Source organism: Streptomyces flaveolus (assembly GCF_014648815.1).
GTDB lineage: Bacteria > Actinomycetota > Actinomycetes > Streptomycetales > Streptomycetaceae > Streptomyces > Streptomyces flaveolus.
The window spans coordinates 574,803-592,881 of record NZ_BMRV01000002.1; the positions used below are offsets into that span (position 1 = coordinate 574,803).

Annotated in this window: 16 protein-coding genes; 4 read left to right on the plus strand and 12 right to left on the minus strand. The window is 73.4% G+C overall.

Translation table 11 applies throughout. The features are described from left to right. Window positions 1-4: 4 nt before the first annotated feature. Both IEZ05_RS06540 and pdxR read right to left on the minus strand, forming a co-directional pair. Entirely contained in the window at window positions 5-355 is a 351-nt protein-coding gene (locus IEZ05_RS06540; RefSeq protein ID WP_189229041.1) for a hypothetical protein, read from the minus strand. Window positions 356-433: 78 nt separating this feature from the next. Continuing rightward, entirely contained in the window at window positions 434-1,819 is a 1,386-nt protein-coding gene (pdxR, locus tag IEZ05_RS06545) for a MocR-like pyridoxine biosynthesis transcription factor PdxR (RefSeq protein ID WP_189229042.1), read from the minus strand. 46 nt (window positions 1,820-1,865) lie between these two features. On the opposite strand from pdxR, the gene IEZ05_RS06550 reads away from it, so the two are divergent. Genes IEZ05_RS06550 through IEZ05_RS06560 form a run of 3 tightly spaced genes read left to right on the plus strand, consistent with a single transcriptional unit; the run spans window position 1,866 to window position 3,534 of the window. Continuing rightward, window positions 1,866-2,375: a carboxymuconolactone decarboxylase family protein gene (locus IEZ05_RS06550; protein WP_189229043.1), complete on the plus strand. Its 510-nt coding sequence runs from the start codon at window positions 1,866-1,868 to the stop codon at window positions 2,373-2,375. After that, window positions 2,372-2,818, plus strand: a complete 447-nt coding sequence (locus tag IEZ05_RS06555; RefSeq protein ID WP_189229044.1) for a carboxymuconolactone decarboxylase family protein — start codon at window positions 2,372-2,374, stop codon at window positions 2,816-2,818. The genes IEZ05_RS06550 and IEZ05_RS06555 overlap by 4 nt, the downstream gene beginning before the upstream one ends. Then, a complete protein-coding gene (locus tag IEZ05_RS06560; RefSeq protein WP_189229045.1) occupies window positions 2,815-3,534 on the plus strand; it encodes an isocitrate lyase/PEP mutase family protein in 720 nt (239 codons plus the stop codon). Before IEZ05_RS06555 ends, IEZ05_RS06560 begins: the two co-directional genes overlap by 4 nt. Window positions 3,535-3,537: 3 nt before the next feature. Here IEZ05_RS06560 and IEZ05_RS06565 read toward each other — a convergent pair whose 3' ends face one another. The 10 genes from IEZ05_RS06565 to IEZ05_RS06610 form a co-directional block, all read right to left on the minus strand. Next, window positions 3,538-4,488: an ABC transporter substrate-binding protein gene (locus IEZ05_RS06565; protein ID WP_189229046.1), complete on the minus strand. Its 951-nt coding sequence runs from the start codon at window positions 4,486-4,488 to the stop codon at window positions 3,538-3,540. 1 nt (window position 4,489) lies between these two features. Continuing rightward, a complete protein-coding gene (locus IEZ05_RS06570; protein ID WP_189229047.1) occupies window positions 4,490-6,433 on the minus strand; it encodes an ABC transporter permease in 1,944 nt (647 codons plus the stop codon). Beyond that, complete coding sequence (locus tag IEZ05_RS06575; protein WP_189229048.1) at window positions 6,433-7,695, minus strand: quaternary amine ABC transporter ATP-binding protein; 1,263 nt, start codon at window positions 7,693-7,695, stop codon at window positions 6,433-6,435. Before IEZ05_RS06575 ends, IEZ05_RS06570 begins: the two co-directional genes overlap by 1 nt. Next, entirely contained in the window at window positions 7,692-9,224 is a 1,533-nt protein-coding gene (locus tag IEZ05_RS06580) for a GMC family oxidoreductase (protein WP_189229049.1), read from the minus strand. The genes IEZ05_RS06575 and IEZ05_RS06580 overlap by 4 nt, the downstream gene beginning before the upstream one ends. Window positions 9,225-9,272: 48 nt before the next feature. Beyond that, window positions 9,273-10,802 (minus strand): aldehyde dehydrogenase family protein, encoded by a 1,530-nt coding sequence (locus IEZ05_RS06585; protein ID WP_189229050.1) that lies wholly within the window; start codon window positions 10,800-10,802, stop codon window positions 9,273-9,275. Between the two features lie 178 nt (window positions 10,803-10,980). Beyond that, window positions 10,981-12,258, minus strand: coding sequence for a hypothetical protein (locus tag IEZ05_RS36190; RefSeq protein WP_229869585.1), 1,278 nt, complete (start codon window positions 12,256-12,258; stop codon window positions 10,981-10,983). 131 nt (window positions 12,259-12,389) lie between these two features. Further along, the gene (locus IEZ05_RS06595; RefSeq protein ID WP_189229051.1) at window positions 12,390-13,379 is read right to left on the minus strand and encodes a malate dehydrogenase; all 990 of its coding nucleotides are present in this window, start codon (window positions 13,377-13,379) and stop codon (window positions 12,390-12,392) included. Between the two features lie 508 nt (window positions 13,380-13,887). After that, window positions 13,888-15,171 carry an XRE family transcriptional regulator gene (locus IEZ05_RS06600; RefSeq protein WP_189229052.1) on the minus strand — a complete coding sequence of 428 codons (1,284 nt, stop codon included), beginning with the start codon at window positions 15,169-15,171 and terminating at the stop codon, window positions 13,888-13,890. A 561-nt stretch (window positions 15,172-15,732) separates the two neighbouring features. Then, window positions 15,733-16,284, minus strand: coding sequence for a DUF3017 domain-containing protein (locus tag IEZ05_RS06605; protein WP_229869586.1), 552 nt, complete (start codon window positions 16,282-16,284; stop codon window positions 15,733-15,735). After that, the gene (locus IEZ05_RS06610; protein WP_189229054.1) at window positions 16,274-17,128 is read right to left on the minus strand and encodes a bifunctional methylenetetrahydrofolate dehydrogenase/methenyltetrahydrofolate cyclohydrolase; all 855 of its coding nucleotides are present in this window, start codon (window positions 17,126-17,128) and stop codon (window positions 16,274-16,276) included. Before IEZ05_RS06610 ends, IEZ05_RS06605 begins: the two co-directional genes overlap by 11 nt. Window positions 17,129-17,423: 295 nt before the next feature. Between IEZ05_RS06610 and IEZ05_RS06615 the strand changes: the two genes are divergently transcribed. Beyond that, the gene (locus IEZ05_RS06615; protein ID WP_189229055.1) at window positions 17,424-18,071 is read left to right on the plus strand and encodes a hypothetical protein; all 648 of its coding nucleotides are present in this window, start codon (window positions 17,424-17,426) and stop codon (window positions 18,069-18,071) included. Window positions 18,072-18,079 lie beyond the last annotated feature (8 nt).

Here is an 18,079-nt window from a genome sequence, read left to right on the forward strand (position 1 = left end):
GGGCTCAGCCGCCGCCGCTGCCGTTGCCCGAGCAGCCGAAGCCGCCGCGGTCGACGGCCTCGTCGCGACTGAAGGTGCCGGAGTCGGCCCAGCCCTTGCTGACGTCGGCGTCGTAGTACCAGTCGGCGTCCGTGACGCGCGAGGTCTTGCGGCCCTTGCCGGAGGAGCTGCCCGACGAGCCCGACTTGCAGTTCTTGTCGGCGACGACCTTGTAGCCGTTGAGGTAGTCGTAGCTGTCGCGGTCCACGCAGCGGCGGTCGGGGTCCGAGCCGCACGCGCTGAGGGCCGCCGCGAGCACTCCCATGCCGCCGAGCACCACGGTGCTCGACCGCAGCCGTCGCCGGGTCTCTGCCATGTCCTTGTCTCCCCGTTGTCCAAGCACCTGTACGACAGTTGGGCCGATCGAGTGTACGGCCCGCGCCGCGGGTGGACTCTACGGCAGCGCCCGGCACAGCGCGTCCAGGGCCCCCGCCCAGGCATGGTCGGGCGGGGTGCCGTAGCCGACGACCACGGCGTCCCGCGGTTCCGTCACCGCCTCGGGGTGCCGGAAGAGGGACAGGCCGTACAGGGCGAGGCCCTGCCAGGCCGCCGCCCGGACGACCTGCTGCTCGGTGCCGGGCGGCAGCCCGAGGACGGCGTGCAGACCCGCCGCGATCCCGGTGACCCGCACCTCGGGGGCGCGGTCGGCGAGCGCCGCGACCAGGGCGTCCCGGCGGCGCCGGTAGCGCAGGCGGGATGAGCGGACGTGACGGTCGTAGGCGCCGGAGGTGAGGAACTCGGCCAGGGTCAGCTGATCCAGCACGCCGCTGGTGTCGAGGCCCCCGCGGGACGCGGTGAGGTCGTCGGCGAGGCCCGGCGGGAGCACGGCCCAGGCCAGCCGCAGGCCGGGGGCGAGGGACTTGCTCGCGGTGCCGAGATAGACGACGCGGTCGGGATCCAGGCCCTGGAGGGCGCCGACGGGCTGGCGGTCGTAGCGGAACTCGCCGTCGTAGTCGTCCTCCAGGACCAGGCCGCCGGTGCGCCGCGCCCAGTCCACGACGGCGGCCCGCCGGTCGGGGTGCAGGGGCACGCCCATCGGGAACTGGTGGGCGGGGGTGAGCAGCACGGCGCCCGCGCCGGCCGGTCCGACGGGGTCGGTGCCGCGCGCGTCGAAGGGCAGCGGGACGGTGCGCAGTCCGGCTGCGGTCAGCAGGTCGCGGTGCACGTGGAGGCCGTACGACTCGACGGCGACGGTGTGCACGCCGCGCGCCTTCAGCACGGCGGCGAGCAGGGTCAGGCCGTGCGCGAACCCGCCGAGGACCAGCAGGCGTTCGGGGTCGGCGCGCACGCCGCGGGCCCGGGCGAGGTAGCCGGCCAGCGCGGTGCGCAGCTCCGGGCGGCCCCGGGGGTCGCCGTAGCCGAGGGCGTCGTGGGGGGCGGCGGTGAGGGCGCGGCGGGCGGCCCGGAGCCACTCCGCGCGCGGGAAGGACGCCAGGTCGGGCGTGCCCGGGCGGAGGTCGTAGGCGGGGCGGGTGCGGGTGCGGGGGCGCGGCGTCTGGCCGGCGGGCGGGACGACGGCGCGGTCCGCGACGCGGGTGCCGGAGCCCTGGCGGGCGGTGAGCCAGCCCTCGGCGACGAGGTCGGCGTAGGCGTCGGCGACGGTGTTGCGGGCGATGCCGAGGTCGGCGGCGAGGGAGCGGGAGGAGGGCAGCCGGGTACCTGCGGCCAGGCGGCCGGTGCGGACGGCCTCGCGCAGGGCGTCGGTCAGCCCGCGGCGCAGGCCCGGCCCGGCCGGTTCCAGGTGCAGGTCGACGCCGAGAGTGGCCCAGGGTTTCGCCATGGAAATGGACCATACTCCTGGGCTGCTTCGTTCCTAGGGTCGAGGCATGACGACGCACACCGATGACACGACGACCGTGGAGTACGCCTCCGAACTGCCCGTACGACTGGAATGGGCCAAGCACGCCCCCGATGTGTACAAGGCGATGATCCGGCTGGACACGGCCGCCCGGCGGGGGGTGGACCCGACGCTGTACGAGCTGGTGAAGATCCGCGCCTCCCAGATCAACCGCTGCGCCCTGTGCGTCGACATGCACAGCAAGGACGCCCTCGCGGCCGGGGAGAGCGTGGAGCGGATCATCCAGCTCAGCGCCTGGGAGGAGTCGCGGCACTTCTACACCGAGAAGGAGCTGGCGGCCCTGGAGCTGGCGGAGGCCGTGACCGTGCTGACGGACGGTTTCGTCCCCGACGAGGTCTACGAGAGGGTCGCGAAGCACTTCGACGAGCCGGAGCTGGCGCAGCTCATCGCCGTCATCACGGTGATCAACGCCTGGAACCGCTTCGGCGTGACCTGCCGCATGACCCCGGGGCACTACCGGCCGGGACAGCACGGATGACGGTCCGCACGCGGCTCCTGGACCGGGAGGTCGCGCAGGCCATGTCCGCGCTCAGCGCGGCGGCGAAGAAGGGGCTCGGCGATCCCTCGCTCGCCGAGCTGGTGATGGTCCGGGCCTCGCAGATCAACCACTGCGCGTTCTGCCTGGACATGCACCTCACCCTCGCCCGGAAGAACGGGGAGAGCGAGCAGCGGCTCGGTCTGCTCGACGCCTGGGAGGAGGCCGAGGAGCTCTACAGCGAGCGGGAGCGGGCCGCGCTCGCGCTGACCGAGGCGGTGACGGTCCTGACGGACGGCTTCGTGCCCGACGCCGTGTACGAGCGGGCCGCCGCGCACTTCCCGGCCGGCGAGCTGGCCCACCTCGTCGGGCTGATCGCCGCCATCAACAGCTGGAACCGGGTGATGGTCGGCCGGCGTGTCCCGCCGGGGGGCTACACACCATGAGCAAGGTCGGCATGTTCCGCGCCCTGCACCACGGCCGGGCGCCGGACGACCCCCTCGTCCTGCCCGGCCCCTGGGACGCGGCGAGCGCCCGCGTGTTCGCTCAGGCCGGGTTCCCGGCGCTGGCGACGCCCAGCGCCGGGGTCGCCGCCTCGCTCGGGTACGAGGACGGGCGGACCCCGGCCGACGAGATGTTCGCGGCGGTCGCGCGGATCGCCCGGGCCGTCGACGTACCGGTGTCGGCGGACGTGGAGGACGGGTACGGGCTGGCACCCGGGGAGCTGGTGGAACGGCTGCTGGCGGCGGGTGCCGTGGGCTGCAACCTGGAGGACTCCACGGGCGGGGTGCTCAAGGACCCGCGCGAGCACGCCGAATGGCTGGCCGAGGTGCGGGCGGCGGCCGGGGACCGGCTGCTCGTGAACGCCCGCGTCGACACGTTCGTCCGGGGCATCGCGGACCCGGACCGGGCCATCGAGCGTGCCGCGCTGTACGTCGCCGCGGGCGCCGACTGCGTGTACCCGATCGGCGCCCCCGTCGACGTGCTGCCCCTGCTGCGGGCCGGTGTCCAGGGGCCGGTGAACGTCGTCGCGCGGCCCGGGGAGGGCCCCTCGCCCGCCGAGCTCGGCGAACTCGGGGCCACCCGGGTCACGTTCGGGCCGGGTCTCCAGCGGCGCGCGGAGCGGGCGGTGCGGGAGATCGCGGCGGAGCTGACGAAGTGAGGGTCAGGGCAGCCACTTCCGCCAGACGGACTCGTGGCTGTCCACCCACTTCTTCGCCGCCTCCTCGGGCCGCATCTTCTGCTCGGCGATCATCAGGGAGACCTGGTTCTGGTCCTCGGTCGTCCACCGGAAGTTCCTGAGGAACTCCGCCGCCTTGCCGCCGTCCTTCGCGAAGCCGGCGTTGAGGTACTTCTGCAGCGGCGTGACCGGATAGGCGCAGTCGACCTTCTCCGGGTCGGCGTCGCAGCCCTCCTTGTACGGCGGCAGCTTCACCTCGGTCATCGGGACCTTCTCGAACAGCCACTGGGGCGTGTACCAGTAGGTCAGGAAGGGCTTCTTCTCCTTGGCGAACTGCTTCATCTGGGTGATCTGAGCGGCCTCGGAGCCGGCGAAGACGACCTGGTAGTCCAGGCCCAGGTTCTTCACCAGCGCCTTGTCGTTGGTGACGTAGGACGGGGAGCCGTCCATCAGCTGGCCCTTGCCGCCGCTCTCGGCGGTGCGCAGCAGCTCGGCGTACTTGTTCAGGTTCTTCCAGTTCGTGACGTCCGGGTGCTTCTTCGCGAAGTACGTGGGGACGAACCAGCCGATGTGTCCGGTGACGCCGAGGTCGCCGCCGGCGGCGATGGTCTTCTTGTCCGCGACGTAGCGCTGTTCCTGCTCGGGGTGGCCCCAGTCCTCCAGGATGGCGTCGACCCGGCCCTGGCTGAGCGCGTCCCAGGCGGGGACCTCGTCGACCTGGACGGTGTCGACGCGGTAGCCGAGCTCGTGCTCCAGCAGGTACTGGGCGACGGCCACGTTGGCCTGGGCGCCGACCCAGGACTGCACGGACAGGGTGACGGTCTTCGCGCCCTGGGCGTTCGCGAACGGGGACGCCTGCTTGGTCATGTCGGCGGCGCCGCAGCCGGTGGCCAGCACCAGCACGGCGGCGGCCGCCGCGATCCGCTTGCGGGACATCTCAGGCTCCCTTCTTCGTACGGCGTTGGGTGGGCTGGGTGACCCGGTCGAGCATCAGGCCGAGGCAGACGATCGCCGCTCCGGCCACCAGGCCGGTCGCCAGGTCGCCCTGGGCCAGGCCGAAGACGACCTGGTAGCCGAGCGCGCCACCGCCGACCAGGCCGCCGATGATGACGACGGCGAGGACGAGGACGACGCCCTGGTTGACGGCGAGCAGCAGGGACCGGCGGGCCAGCGGGAGCTGGACCTGGCGCAGTTGCTGTCCGCTGGTCGCGCCGAGCGAGCGGGCCGACTCCATCGCGGCCGGGTCGACCTGGCGCAGCCCCTGGGTGGTGATGCGGACGACGGCCGGGAGGGCGTAGACGACCGCGGCGGCGACGGCGGGGGCCCGGCCCACGCCGAACAGGGCGACGACCGGGATCAGGTACACGAACTGCGGCATCGTCTGGAAGACGTCCAGGACGGGCCGCAGCAGGCGTTCGAAGCGGTCGCTGCGGGCGGCGGCGATGCCGGTGGCGAAGCCGATGACCAGGGTCACGGCGACTGCCGCCAGCACCTGGGAGAGCGTGTCCAGGGAGGGGTTCCACACGCCGAGCACGCCGATCGCGGCCATGGCGAGGACGGCGGTGAGGGCCGTGCGCCAGGTGCCGATCAGCCAGGCCAGGGCGGCGACGATCAGCAGCACGGACCACCAGGGCAGCCACTGGAGGCCGTCCCGCAGCGGGTTGAGGACCCAGCTGGTGAAGTGGGCGGCCCAGTCCGCGGTGCCGCCGACGACGGGGACGCCGAAGTAGAGGTGCGCGGTCATCCAGTCGACGGCCCGGTTGACGGGCTCGGCGATGTTCACCTCCCACGCCTCGGGCCAGTCGAGGAGGCCGGCGAGACGTCCGGCGACCGCCACGACGACGGCGGCGGCGAGGGCGTACAGCCAGGTCACCGGGGACTTGCCGGCCTCTCCGAGCCGCTCCCCCGCCGCGCCGGTGACGCGGTCCAGGACGATGGCGAGCAGCACGATCGGGATGCCGGCCGCGAGGGCGGCGCCGACGTCGACGGAGGCGAGCGCCTGGTAGACGCGGTCGCCGAGGCCGCCGGCGCCGATGACGGAGGCGATGACCGCCATGGACAGCGCCATCATGATCGTCTGGTTGAGGCCGAGCAGGAGTTCCTTGCGGGCCAGCGGGATGCGCGCGGTCAGCAGCCGCTGGCGGGCGGTCGTGCCGAGGGACTCGACGGCCTCCAGGACCTCCTTGTCGGCGCCGCGCAGGCCGAGGGCGGTGAGCCGGGCCATGGGCGGGGCGGCGTAGACGACGGTGGCCAGGACGGCGGCGGGGACGCCGATGCCGAAGACCAGGACGACGGGGAGGAGGTAGGCGAAGGCGGGCAGCACCTGCATGGTGTCGAGCACGGGGCGCAGGACGCGGTCCATCCGGTCGGACAGACCGGCGGCGAGGCCCAGCAGGGCGCCCACGGCGACCGACGCGAGGACGGCGACGACCATCAGGGCGAGGGTCTGCATCGTCGGTACCCACATGCCGAGCAGGCCGCAGGCCAGGAACGCGGCGGCGGTGCCCAGCGCCAGCTTCACGCCGGCCGCGCGCCAGGCGACCAGGGCGCCGATCGCGGTGACCCCGGCCCAGCCGACGGCGAGGAGGGCGAGGTAGACGGCGCGTACGGCGAGGGTGACGGCGTTGCTGATGTGGCCGAAGAAGTAGAGGAAGAGGGGGTGGCTGTCGCGGTTGTCGATGATCCAGTCGCTGGCGCTGCCGAGCGGGGCGGAGACGTCGACGGTGAGGGCGGCGGGCCAGGTCGCGCCGGGCCACTGGGTGACGGCGAGGGGGACGAGGACGGCGGCGGCCACGGCGAGCGTGAGGAGCTTGCGGGCGGCGGGGTGGGTGAGGATGCCCGGCGGCGACACCTTCTGGGACGTTGTGGTGATCGTTGCCATCAGACCGGCTCCTCGCTGGGGGCGGGGTCGGTCGGCTCACGGCGCTTCGCAGGTGCCTCCCCCGCTCTCGGCTTCGCTCGAGCGGGGGAACCCCCATCGCCCACCCGTGCCGCCGCAGCGGCACGACTGCCCGCAGCTGCGTCGGCGGGGCCCGCTGGGTCGGCTGCGGCGGCGGGGGCCGATGCGGCTGTGGCTGGGGCTGTGTCGGTCGTGCCCGCCACCACCGACAGCAGGGCGTCCGCGTCGATGACGCCCAGGCAGCGGCCGTCGGACATCACGCGGGCCGGGGAGCCGGCGCGGGCCACCGCCTCGATGGCCTCGGTCACCGTGGCCTCGGGGCGCAGCGCGGGGCCGGTGCCGGCCTCGCCGGAGGAGGAGGCGGGGCGCATGGCCGTACGGACCGTCAGGACCTGCTCGCGCGGGACGTCACGGACGAACTCACGGACGTAGTCGTCGGCGGGCGAGCCGACGATCTCTTCCGGGGTGCCGAGCTGCACGACGCGGCCGTCGCGCATCAGGGCGATGCGGTCGCCCAGCTTCAGGGCTTCCTGGAGGTCGTGGGTGATGAAGACCATCGTGCGGCCCTCCTCGCGGTGCAGCCGGACGACCTCCTCCTGCATCTCCCGCCGGATCAGCGGGTCGAGCGCGCTGAACGGCTCGTCGAAGAGCAGCACCTCGGGGTCGACGGCGAGGGCGCGGGCGAGGCCGACGCGCTGGCGCTGGCCGCCGGAGAGCTGGCCGGGGCGGCGGTGCTCCAGGCCCTCCAGGCCCACCTTGGCGACGATCGCGGCGGCGCGTTCGCGGCGCTCTGCGCGGCCCATGCCCTGGACCTCCAGGCCGTACGCCACGTTGTCGAGGACCGTGCGGTGCGGGAGCAGGCCGAAGTGCTGGAAGACCATCGCGGCGCGGTGCCGGCGCAGTTCGCGCAGCCGGGACCGGTCCATGGCGCGGACGTCCTCGCCGTCGATGGCGATGGTGCCCGCGGTCGGCTCGATCAGCCGGGTCAGGCAGCGCACCAGCGTGGACTTGCCGGAGCCGGACAGGCCCATGACGACGAAGACCTCGCCCTTGCGGACGTCGAAGGAGACGTCGCGGACGGCGGCCGTGCAGCCGGTGCGGGTGCGCAGCTCGGCCGGGGTCAGGGCGGTGAGCTCCGGGTCGCCGGGGACGCGGGCGGCCTTCGGGCCGAAGACCTTCCACAGGCCGTCCACGGAGAAGACCGGCGGCCGCACCTGCGTGGTGCCGTTGACGGTGGCGGTCATCGGGCATCACCACCGATCAGCTCGACGGCACGTTCCCCGACCATGAGGACACCGATCATCGGATTCACGGCGGGCATGGTCGGGAAGACGGAGGCGTCGGCGATGCGGATGCCGTCCAGGCCGCGGATGCGCAGCTCGGGGTCCACGACGGCCTGCTCGTCGTCGGCGGCGCCCATCCGGCAGGTGCCCGCCGGGTGGTAGACGGTGTGCGCGACCTTGCGGGCGTACTCGCTCAGCTCCTCGTCGCCGGTGATGTCCGGGCCGGGGCAGACCTCGCGCTTGAGCCAGTGCGCGAGCGGCTCGGCCTTGGCGATCTCACGGGCGATGCGGATGCCGTCGACCAGGGTGCGGCCGTCGTAGTCGTCCTCGTCGGTGAAGTAGCGGAAGTCGAGGGCGGGCTTGACCTCCGGGTCGGCGCTGGTGAGGTAGAGGCGGCCGCGGCTCTTCGGCTTGGGGATGTTCGGGGTCATGGAGACGCCGAACTCCGGTCGCTCGTAGCCCAGTCGCTCCGGGTTGTCCGTGAACGGGATCTGGTAGAAGTGGAACATCAGGTCGGGGCCCGCGTGTTCGGGGTCGCGGCGCACGAACAGACCGGCGTCGGAGTCCATTGCGGAGTTCTCCGGGATGGGGCCGTTCGTCTCCCACACGATCACCGACTCGGGGTGGTCGAGCAGGTTCTCGCCGACGCCGGGCAGGTCGAGCGCCACGGGTATGCCGAGCGCCTCGAGGTCCTCGCGGGGGCCGACGCCGGAGTGCAGCAGCAGGCGCGGCGAGTCGACGGCTCCGGCGCACAGCACGACCTCGTTGCGTGCCTTGACCAGGATCTCCTCACCGTCCTTGGTGCGGACGTGGACGCCCTCGGCGCGGGTGCCGTCCAGCTCCAGCTTGTACGCCCAGGTCTCCAGCAGGAGGGTGAGGTTGGGCCGCTCGTCCATCACCGGGTGCAGGTACGCCACCGAGGCCGACGAACGCTTGTTGGTCTCCGGGTGGTAGGCCAGGTCGAAGAAGCCGACGCCCTCGGTGAACGGCTTCTTGTTGAAGCCCTCGACGCGGGGCACCTCGAGTGCCTTCTGCGCCGCGTCGACGAAGTCGCGGGCGATGGCGTTCCGGTCCTTCTCGTCGACCGGGACGATGTTGTTCTCCAGCCGGGCGAAGTACGCCTCCATCTGCACCGCGCCCCAGCCCTTGGCGCCCGCGGCCTCCCACTCGTCCCAGTCGGACGGCAGCGGCTTGAAGGCGATGAGGGTGTTGTGGGAGGAGCAGCCGCCGAGCACGCGGGCGCGGCTGTGCCGGATGTGGGAGTTGCCGCGGGGCTGCTCGGTGGTGGGGTAGTCGTAGTCGAGCTCGCCGCCGAGCAGGCCCATCCAGCGGCGCAGGGTCAGCACGTCGTCGCGGCCGACGTCGCTGGGGCCGCCCTCGATGACGGCGACGGTGACGTCCGGGTTCTCGGTGAGGCGGGCGGCGATGACGGAGCCTGCGGTGCCACCGCCGATGACGACGTAGTCGTAGACCTGGGGGGTCTCGGGCATGGGGGTACTCCAGAAGGGCGTGGGGACGGGGAGAGGTGGGCGGGGAGGTCAGCCGGCGAACCAGCGGACGGGCTGCGGCGCGAGGTTCTGGTAGACGTGCTTGGTCTCGCGGTACTCGGCCAGGCCCGCGGGGCCCAGCTCGCGGCCGACACCGCTCTTGCCGAAGCCGCCCCACTCCGCCTGCGGAAGGTAGGGGTGGAAGTCGTTGATCCAGACGGTGCCGTGCCGCAGCCGGCCGGCGACCCGGCGGGCGCGGCCCGCGTCGGCGGTCCAGACGGCGCCGGCGAGTCCGTACTCGGTGTCGTTGGCGAGGGCGACGGCCTCGTCCTCGGTGCGGAAGGTCTCCACGGTCAGGACCGGTCCGAAGACCTCCTCCCGGACGACCCGCATCTCGCGGTGGCACTGGTCGAGGACGGTCGGCTCGTAGAACCAGCCGCTCTCGGGCCGCTCGGGCGACGGCTCGGGGCGCTTGCCGCCGCAGCGCAGCACGGCGCCCTCGGCGAGGGCGGAGGCGACGTAGTCCTCGGTCCTGGCGCGCTGCTGCTCGGAGACGAGCGGGCCGCACTCGACGCCGTCCTCGGTGCCCCGGCCGAGGCGGATCCTCCCGGCGCGGCGGGCGAGTTCGGCGACGAAGCGTTCGCGGACCGATTCCTCGACGATGAGCCGGCCGCCCGCGGAGCAGACCTGGCCGCTGTGGATGAAGGCGGCGTTGAGGGCCTGGTCGACGGCGGTGTCGAAGCCCTCCTCGGTCTCGCAGGCGTCGGCGAAGACGACGTTGGGGTTCTTGCCGCCGAGTTCGAGGGCGACCTTCTTGACGGTGACGGCGGCGGCCTGCGCGACCTTGGTGCCGCTGACCAGGCCGCCGGTGAAGGAGACCAGGTCGACGTCGGGGTGCTCGGCGAGCCGGGCGCCGACCGTGTGACCGGGGCCGGTGACGATGTTGGCGACGCCGGTGGGGAGCCCGGCCTCGACCAGCAGGTCGATCAGCGCGACGGTGGTGAGCGGGGTGATCTCGCTGGGCTTGATCACGAAGGTGTTGCCGGCGGCGAGCGCGGGCGCGATCTTCCAACTGGCCTGGAGCAGCGGGTAGTTCCAGGGCGTGATCATCGCGCAGACACCGACCGGCTCGTGCACGACGACGCTGTGGACGTCGGGCGAGCCCGCGTCGACGACCCGGCCGGGGGCCTCGCCGGCGACCAGGTCCGCGAAGTAGCGGAACGCGTCGGCGACGCAGTCGATGTCGACCCGGCCCTCCTCGACGGTCTTGCCCGCGTCGCGGCTCTCCAGCAGGCCGAGTTCCTCGCGGTCGCGGACGAGCAGGTCGGCGACGCGGCGCAGCAGGGCGGCGCGTTCGGCTACCGGGGTGCGCGGCCAGTCGCCGGTGTCGAAGGCGCGCCGGGCGGCGGCCACCGCGAGGTCGGTGTCCTTCTCGTCGCCCTCCGCGACCACGGCGAAGGGCAGGGCGTCCGCGGGGTCGAGGATCTCGCGCGTCGCGCCGGAGGACGCTTCCCGCCACTCGCCGCCCGCGTGAATGGTCCGGTGCGCCCGCGCTGCCCGGGTTTCCGTTCTGTTCGCCATGATCCGGTACTGCCTTCCGTTCCTGTTCCGTGCCCCTGCGTCACACGCGTGTCACTCTCGGGACCGGGAGCCCCTGCCCTTTTCCCTCTGTTGCATGCCGGATCGGTGGCCGAAAGTGCGGTGGGTCACGGGGAAGAAGGGCGAAAAGGGTCAAACACGGACATGTCCGTGCCGTCGTCTAGGCGCACTCCCCGCCGGCCGGGCAGAAGGAGTCCACCGCCGTGGTGAGCGGCTCGCGCAGCAGCGCGCCGTCGAGCGTCTCGGGACCGCTGGAACGGATGGCGTAGAGGGTGCCGTCGGCGGCCCGGAAGCGGTGGTCGATCACCTGGCGGGGGCCGCGGTCCTCGTCGTCGTAGCGGTAGACGAGCTCGGAGAACGCGTCGCCGTCCGAGCTGCGGGTGAGGGCGCGGTAGCCGGGCTGCCGGGCGAATCCGTAGCCGGTGGCGTTCTCGGCCAGGTCCAGGGAGGCGGCCGGGGTCTCCTCCACCAGCGCGAAGATCTGCAGCTGGCGGCCGCCGTCCGGGGAGTCGTAGGTCACGACGGCGGCGGACTCGCCCTGCTTCTCGTGGCGCCGCCAGCCCTCCGGGACGGTGATCGCGTAGCCGACGGGGTCCTGGGCGTGGCGGTAGCCGGGGGCGGTGGACGGGGCTACGGATGCGGTGGTGGCGGTGGCGGAGGTGTCCGGTGAGGCTGCCGGTGCGTCGGAGGTCGGCCCGCTGACCGAGGCGGGGGCTGTCGGCGCGTTGGTGACGGTGACGCCCGTGGCCGGGGTGGCGCCCGCCCGGTCGGTGCCGTCGTCGCGGGTGAGCGCCCAGACCCCGGCACCGACGCCCGCGCCGAGGACGGCCGTCGCGGTCAGGGCGACCAGCACCCGGCGCAGCCCGGGACCGGAGCCGCGGCCCGGCCCGGGTGGCGCCGGCTGGTACGGGGGTGCGGTGGGGGCGGGCTGGGGTCCGTACGTCCAGGGGGCGGGTGGCGCCCCCGGGGCGCCGGGCGGCGGGCCGGCGGGATCGGGGGCCCAGGGGCCGGCAGGCGCCGGGCCTGCGGGGTCCGGGGCCCACGGGGTCGCGGGCGCGGGGCCGGCGGAGTTCGATGCCCAGGGGGCCGCGGGCGCCGGGCCGGCGGGCGTCGCGCCCCCGGCGTCGGGCGCGGTGGGCGTCGGGTCCCCGGCGTCGGGTGTGCCGGGCGGCGGTGTCGGGGCGGGGGTCCACCGAGGCGGCGGGACCGCGGACGGCAGCGGGGGCGGCGGGGTGAGGCTCGTACGGGTCTGGGCCGAGGCCCAGGCGGGCGGTTCGGCCAGCCCGTCCGCGCCGTCCCCGCCGTCCGGCGTCCAGGCCGCCCGGCCTCTCTCCTCGCTCGGCCCGTGGCCCGAGCCCGTTTCCGGCTCCGCCTGCGTCCCCGCTCGCGACTCCGGCTCCGGCTCCGGCTCCGAACCGTCGCGCTGCCAGCCGTTCATCCGTACCCCCCGAACACGTCGAACCCGGTGTTCCGAAGGTAGCGGCGAAAACGGCAACGGGCTCCGTTCCGGCCGAAACCGGAACGGAGCCCGTGCGGGGTCGTGACGTGCGGCCCGCGGAGCGGGTCGGCTCAGAGGAGGCCGAGACCGCGAACCGCCTCGCGCTCGTCCGACAGCTCCTTGACGGAGGCGTCGATGCGGGCGCGGGAGAACTCGTTGATGTCCAGGCCCTGGACGATCTCGTACTTCCCGTCCTTGGTGGTGACCGGGAAGGAGGAGATCAGGCCCTCCGGGACGCCGTAGGAGCCGTCGGACGGGATGCCCATGGAGGTCCAGTCGCCCTCGGCGGTGCCGTTGACCCACGTGTACACGTGGTCGATGGCGGCGTTGGCGGCGGAGGCGGCCGAGGACGCGCCACGGGCCTCGATGATGGCCGCGCCGCGCTTGGCGACGGTCGGGATGAAGTCGTCGGCCAGCCACTTCTCGTCGTTGACGACCTCGGCGGCGTTCTTGCCGGCGACCGTGGCGTGGAAGATGTCCGGGTACTGGGTGGCGGAGTGGTTGCCCCAGATGGTCAGGCGCTTGATGTCGGCGACCGTCGAGCCCGTCTTCTTCGCGAGCTGGGTCAGCGCGCGGTTGTGGTCGAGGCGGGTCATCGCGGTGAAGCGCTCGGCCGGTACGTCCGGGGCGGCGGCCTGGGCGATCAGGGCGTTGGTGTTGGCCGGGTTGCCGACGACGAGGACCTTGATGTCGTCCGCGGCGTGGTCGTTGATGGCCTTGCCCTGCGGCTTGAAGATGCCGCCGTTGGCCTCGAGGAGGTCACCGCGCTCCATGCCCTTGGTGCGGGGGCGGGCGCCGACGAGGAGGGCGACGTTGGCGCCGTCGAAGGCCACGTTCGGGTCGTCGGTGATCTCGATGCCCTGCAGGAGCGGGAACGCGCAGTCGTCCAGCTCCATCGCGGTGCCCTCGGCGGCCTTGAGCGCCGGAGTGATCTCCAGGAGGCGCAGCTTGACCGGCACGTCCGCGCCGAGCAGCTGGCCGGAGGCGATGCGGAAGAGCAGGGCGTAACCGATCTGGCCGGCCGCGCCGGTGACGGTGACGTTCACGGGAGTGCGGGTCATGGCGTTCTCCGTATGACAGCTGGCGGTGGGGCGGTCCCTGCCCCGGGGTGCGGGATCCCGCTCCGGCTCGTGACCGGCCCGCCGTGATGATCGATCACCGGTGCGGATGGATCACCGACGGATGATCGATCTCTTGGCGTCAAGAGAGATCCAGCGGTCAGGCTATCGCGCCCGCGGTGTCCGGGACGTCGGGGTCGGTGTGGCCCACCCCACAGCACCGCTTCCGGTCACCCGGAGGGGTCATGCGGTGCGCCGGCCGCGGACAGGAAGAGGCGGCCGCCTGGTCCGGGAGAGGGGGGGACTGAGGCGACCGCCGTTCGGGGACCGTTGCCGGACTCCCGTGGGGGATATCTCTCGCGTGCCCGCGAGTCCGCCGCCCATGCCTATGACAGGAAGATTTTCTTCCGTACGCCCGCGGTTCCCCCGAACGGCCCACCGCATCGCCGCCCGAGCCGCGGCTCGGGACGGTCGGGCCCGGGCGCGAGGCCCGGGCCGGGTGCGGCCGGGCTCAGTCCGTGCAGCCCTTGCCGCCCGCGGCCAGGGTCACGCACGCCTTGGCGTCGGCCGCGGTCTTCACCGCCACCATCGGGGTGTACGCGACCGTGTCGCCGGCGCCGGCGACACTGCCCGTCTGCTCGTTCTTGCCGCCCGCGCTGACCCGGACCTCGTCGCCCTGGCCGGCCTGGGTGACGCGGGCCCACGCGGCGCCGCAGACCTTGCTGTAGCGGACCTCGACGGACGCCGTGCCGACGGTGGCCTTCGCGGCGGTGGTCACCAGCTCGCCGCCGCAGCCCATGGTCTCGGGGTCCTTGCCGGTGCACTGGTCGCCGCTGCACTTCACGCCGGGCGGCAGCTGGGGGTTGGTGCTCACGGTGGGCGACGGGGACGGCTCGGTGCCCTCGTCCTTCTTGTCGCCGCCGCCGTTGAGGAGGAAGAAGGCACCGGCCACCACCACGAGCACGCCGACGACACCCGCGACGAACGTCCCCATCCGCTTGCCGCCCCCCGGGGCACCGTTCCGCGCCCCGGAGCCGCCCTGCGGGGGACGGCCGTGGGTGCCCGCGGCCCCGTGGCCGTCCGGCACCGGCGCGGCGGCGGCCGGACCGCCCGCGTACGCCCCCGAACCGGAACCGGAACCGGCCCGGGTCCCGTTGCGCGGCGCGCGCTCGCCGGTCGGTGACGGCCCCCGGTACCCCGCGATCCCCCACGAGTTGCCGTCGGAGGGACCGCCGGAGGACGAGCCCGAGAACCCGCCGGGCGTACCGCCGCCCCGGACCGGACCGACGGCCGAGTCGGGGCTGTCGGCGGCCGTCGGCTGCGCGGGGACGGTCGTCGGCGGCAGCGTGGGCGCCACACCGGCAGGCCCGGCGATCCCCGGCTTCGCCGCCGCACCGCCGCCGTGCCGGCCCGACTTGCCGCTCCGGCCGTTCCGGGAGCCGACCGCGGGCGTGCCCAGCTCACCGAGCGCGGCCCGCGCCTGCGAGATCCGGATGGCCTCCATGGTCATGTCGTGGCGCATCTCCGAGCGGCTCCAGGCCCGCTCGGCAAGCTCCCACATGGTGGTCAGGTGGACGGGGTTGGTCCCCGTCACCTCGGCCAGGGCCACGATCGCGCCCTTGGGCGCGAGCAGCCGGCCGTTCAGATAGCGCTCCCAGGACGTCTTGCTGTAGCCCGTCGCGTCGGCCAGCGACGCGATGCTCAGCTCGCTGCGGTCCACGAGCCGGCGCAACTGGCTGGCGAACTCTCTGATCTGCGGATCGAGTTCCTCCGGCAAGGCCTTCCAACGAGGCATTGCTTCCCCCTCTTCCCCCCGGTGACGTGCTGTTTCTTTCCCCGCTCGGTCCCCCGCGGTCCTCGCGCGCGGCGTCCCGCGCCGAGTCCCCGTTCTGGCTACCCACAGGGATGCGCCCGGTCAGGATCTCAGTTCCCGGGGTGGGGGCGCACAGGAGCACAGAGGCCGCGAGCATGCACCGTCGCACGCCCGCTGGTCCGTGGTCCAGTGTCCCACCGGCGTTCCCGTGCATCGAACGGAACCCCTGCCGTCGTACGGAACGACCCCCGACCGCCGTACGGGACGTCCCGGACCGTCCCGATCGCCCACGCTAGACCCGTCGTCGGGCGACTTGCGGGCACATCCGCGAACTTGTCGACACTTCGGCACACGGAACGCACATGTGCGGTCACGCCCGGCACACCGACCCCGCCATTCACGGACTCCGTAGCGGAACGGTCACTTCCGTGCCACAGCGACCCGTCAGGCGTTGAACAGGGCGTTCCGCGTGCAGGAGGGTTGGTCGCGGCGGCGGCCCGTTCTCCCACGGGGGTGGAGGACGGGCCGCCGTACGCGGGCCGGTTACTGGCTGACCGTGAAGTGCAGCGTGTCCTTCAGGAAGGGGATCTGCAGCACCGGCTTCGGCTGCGCCATCAGCGCCAGCAGGGAGATGCAGAGCCCCAGCACGGCGTACGTGACGATGTCCGTGAAGCGCGAGCGCACCGCGAGCATGCCGACGTCGGGCACCGCCCAGCGCAGGACGGCGCCGACCAGCAGCGCGACGCCGATCAGCAGCGTGCCCCAGCGGAAGACGTCCAGCGCGGTCATCAGCAGGCCGATCCCGACGAGGGTCACCACCGTGAGCACCGGCCACTGCCGGGCGGGCGCCGGGGCGTCACGGGGCGCGGCCCGGCCGCCGCCCTCGGGGCGCGCGGTGTCCCGCGTGAAGAGCGGGAAGCGCCGGGTGGCGCGCCGCGGTCTGCCCTCGGCGTCGGGCGCGCTGACGGGATCCCGGACGGTGAGCTCGTCCTCCGGGCGCTCCTCGTCCGGGCGGCCGTCGTCCGGACGCCCGTCGTCGCCCTCGGTCCCCTTCTTGCCCTCGGCCGGCACCGCGCTCCGCCCCTCAGCCGGCACTGCGCTCCGCCGCCTCGACCACGTTGACGAGCAGCTGGGCCCTGGTCATCGGGCCGACGCCGCCGGGATTCGGGGAGATCCAGGCGGCCACCTCGGCCACGTCCGGGTGGACGTCGCCGAGGATCTTGCCCTCGGCGTTGCGCGAGACGCCGACGTCGAGGACGGCCGCGCCGGGCTTGACGTCCTCGGGGCGGACCAGGTGCGGGGAGCCGGCCGCGGCGACGATGATGTCCGCGCGCTTGAGGTGGGCGGACAGGTCACGGGTGCCGGTGTGGCACTGGGTCACGGTGGCGTTCTCGCTGCGGCGGGTGAGCAGCAGCGGCATCGGGCGGCCGATGGTGACGCCGCGGCCGACGACCACGACCTCGGCGCCCTTGATCTCCACGCCGTAGCGGCGCAGGAGGGTGAGGATGCCGTTGGGGGTGCAGGGCAGCGGCGCCGGCTCGTTCAGCACGAGACGGCCGAGGTTCATGGGGTGGAGGCCGTCGGCGTCCTTGTCCGGGTCCATCAGTTCGAGGATGCGGTTCTCGTCGATGCCCTTGGGCAGCGGCAGCTGGACGATGTAGCCGGTGCAGGCCGGGTCCTCGTTCAGTTCACGGACGACCGCCTCGATCTCCTCCTGCGTCGCCGTGCCGGGCAGTTCACGCTGGATGGAGGCGATGCCGACCTGGGCGCAGTCGCGGTGCTTGCCCGCGACGTACTTCTGGCTGCCGGGGTCGTCACCGACCAGGACGGTGCCGAGGCCGGGCGTGACGCCCTTCTCCTTCAGCGCCGCCACGCGGGCGGCCAGTTCGGACTTGATCGCGGCTGCGGTGGCCTTGCCATCGAGAATCTGGGCGGTCATGCCCCCATCCTCGCGGATGACCGGCCCCCTGTTCCAATCCGGCCGCCGTGCGGGCACCGACCGGGACCCCCCGGGCAGGCCGGGGCGGGTCCCGCCGTTTCCGGTCATGATCAGCGATGTTGCACTTGCACAACACCTGGCGAATCCGGCTGGACAACCCCGTGACGGTCGAGAACGATGGGGCAGCACAGTGCCGCGGGCAGTACCGGGGGGACGAACCGCAACCATCTGTAGAAATTCCTCCGAGCCGTGCCGCGCGTCCCCGCACATGGAGCACATCGGAGGAAGGACCGCCATGAGTTTCGGCGACCCGAACAATCCCTACGGGCCCCCGCCCGCACAGCCGCCCGCACCGCCCCAGCCGGGTTACGGCTTCCCGCAGCAGCCGCCCGCCGCTCCCCAGCAGGGCTACGGCTTCCCGCAGCAGCCGATGTACCCGGGCTATCCGGGCGGGAACCAGATGCTGCCGCAGTCGATGCCGGGGCTGCTGGTGACGGCCCGGGTCTTCCTCTTCATCATCTCGGCCGTCCAGATCATCGCCGGCCTCGGCTGGCTGTACGTCGCCGCCATCGCCAACGACGTCTCCGACGCGGCCGACGACCTGAGCTCCTCCTCCGACGACCCGTTCAGCTCGATCAGCGACGGCGGTGACATCGCGGCCGGCGTGCTCGTGGTGATCGCCCTGATCGCGTTCGGTCTCGCGGCACTGTCCATCACGCTCGGCGTCAGGTTCGGCAAGGGCGGCCAGGGCATCCGGATCACGACCGTGGTCTACGGCGCGCTCGGCACGATCGTCGGGCTCATAGGCCTGTTCATCGGTCTCGACTCCGGCCTCGCCACGGCGATCATCTTCCCGCTGCTGTGGGTCGTCTTCGGCGCCATCATCACCGCCGCCCCGGTGGTCTCCAGCGGCACGGCCTGGTTCAGCCGCCCGCGCTACTGAACACCCCG

What these genes read in the sequence shown, in the direction of transcription:
- IEZ05_RS06540 (WP_189229041.1), bottom strand. Translation starts at nt 355, where the DNA reads ATGGCAGAGACCCGGCGACGGCTGCGGTCGAGCACCGTGGTGCTCGGC.
- pdxR (WP_189229042.1), bottom strand. Translation starts at nt 1,819, where the DNA reads ATGGCGAAACCCTGGGCCACTCTCGGCGTCGACCTGCACCTGGAACCG.
- IEZ05_RS06550 (WP_189229043.1), top strand. Translation starts at nt 1,866, where the DNA reads ATGACGACGCACACCGATGACACGACGACCGTGGAGTACGCCTCCGAA.
- IEZ05_RS06555 (WP_189229044.1), top strand. Translation starts at nt 2,372, where the DNA reads ATGACGGTCCGCACGCGGCTCCTGGACCGGGAGGTCGCGCAGGCCATG.
- IEZ05_RS06560 (WP_189229045.1), top strand. Translation starts at nt 2,815, where the DNA reads ATGAGCAAGGTCGGCATGTTCCGCGCCCTGCACCACGGCCGGGCGCCG.
- IEZ05_RS06565 (WP_189229046.1), bottom strand. Translation starts at nt 4,488, where the DNA reads ATGTCCCGCAAGCGGATCGCGGCGGCCGCCGCCGTGCTGGTGCTGGCC.
- IEZ05_RS06570 (WP_189229047.1), bottom strand. Translation starts at nt 6,433, where the DNA reads ATGGCAACGATCACCACAACGTCCCAGAAGGTGTCGCCGCCGGGCATC.
- IEZ05_RS06575 (WP_189229048.1), bottom strand. Translation starts at nt 7,695, where the DNA reads ATGACCGCCACCGTCAACGGCACCACGCAGGTGCGGCCGCCGGTCTTC.
- IEZ05_RS06580 (WP_189229049.1), bottom strand. Translation starts at nt 9,224, where the DNA reads ATGCCCGAGACCCCCCAGGTCTACGACTACGTCGTCATCGGCGGTGGC.
- IEZ05_RS06585 (WP_189229050.1), bottom strand. Translation starts at nt 10,802, where the DNA reads ATGGCGAACAGAACGGAAACCCGGGCAGCGCGGGCGCACCGGACCATT.
- IEZ05_RS36190 (WP_229869585.1), bottom strand. Translation starts at nt 12,258, where the DNA reads ATGAACGGCTGGCAGCGCGACGGTTCGGAGCCGGAGCCGGAGCCGGAG.
- IEZ05_RS06595 (WP_189229051.1), bottom strand. Translation starts at nt 13,379, where the DNA reads ATGACCCGCACTCCCGTGAACGTCACCGTCACCGGCGCGGCCGGCCAG.
- IEZ05_RS06600 (WP_189229052.1), bottom strand. Translation starts at nt 15,171, where the DNA reads ATGCCTCGTTGGAAGGCCTTGCCGGAGGAACTCGATCCGCAGATCAGA.
- IEZ05_RS06610 (WP_189229054.1), bottom strand. Translation starts at nt 17,128, where the DNA reads ATGACCGCCCAGATTCTCGATGGCAAGGCCACCGCAGCCGCGATCAAG.
- IEZ05_RS06615 (WP_189229055.1), top strand. Translation starts at nt 17,424, where the DNA reads ATGAGTTTCGGCGACCCGAACAATCCCTACGGGCCCCCGCCCGCACAG.